Annotated in this window: 1 protein-coding gene; it reads left to right on the top strand. The window is 51.9% G+C overall.

The window, feature by feature from the left end; translation table 11 throughout:
- Window positions 1–471: 471 nt before the first annotated feature.
- Window positions 472–1,025, top strand: a 554-nt coding sequence (locus tag ACXVWB_RS11220) for a hypothetical protein (RefSeq protein ID WP_458485392.1), incomplete at its 3' end; no start/stop codon positions are given.

Raw genomic sequence — 1,025 nt, 5'->3', positions numbered from 1 at the left:
GGTGGAACAGTAAGGTTTCCGAGAGGCAGTTTTCGCATCGGACGCGTCCGGTGGTCTGGCATCGGACGCAGGCAGCATCCGATGCTACGGTTTTCACACGGTTTTGTCTGCGGTTCGCTCGTTCGTTGTCGGAATTGATTTCCGTCTTTTGCGTTGGCTTTCTAGAGTTGTGTAGTGTCCCGCTGTGCTTCTTGGAAGCATCCACCCTACATCTAGGGTCGTGGACATTTGCAAGCTCTAGGGTTTGTCTTTTGGGGTGATTCTCGGGACAGTGGCAACTAGTTTCCGAAAGGAAATTTTGAAGCTCCCATTCACCCCCCCTCTGGTCGCTTTCGGGTAGCTTCTCGGTCCTTCAATTGGTATCGGAGCGGGTTAAGGATCTTCCACCTTAGCCGGTTCCAGATCCACAGAAGGCGACATGGATCGCGGCGTGGGCAAACCGCCGTTCTTTGATGGGACGAACTATGCGTATTGGAAGATACGCATGTCGGCCTATCTGCAGAGTTTGGTGCTTCCATCTGGGATATTTGCAACTCTGCTGATTACGTGGTCTTGGCTGCTCGTGTCACTCAGCTTCAGATCGATGAGCACGATGCCAATAGCCGAGCCCGTAATGCTCTTTTCTCCTGTTTGAGCATGTCTGAGTTTGATCGCGTTTCTCACCTCCCCACGGCTCGTGAGATTTGGGCGACCCTCATGCGCTTCCATGAGGGAACCACTCAAGTCAAATCCCGTCTCTACGAGTCGCACAAGCGAGAGTATGAGAACTTTCGACATATGCCTGGCGAGAGCATAGAAAGTTTATTCGCTCGCTTTCAGGTGATTGTCAACAGGATGAGGGCTAACAAGGAGCTGTTGCCTTTCGACGATCATGAGAGGGCTTTGAAGCTTTTGCATACTCTCGATCGGTCGGTGTGGGACTCAAAGGTCCAGGCGATCATCGAATCGTCTAACTATGAGACCCTCACTTGCGACGAGCTCTTTAGTAAGCTCAAATCTAGTGAGATTGACGCCATGTCGAGGGC

The sequence above is a fragment of the Haemophilus sp. SZY H53 genome (assembly GCF_054332375.1).
Note: the sequence above shows the minus strand (reverse complement) of the source record. Positions and strands in the feature narration are given on the sequence as shown.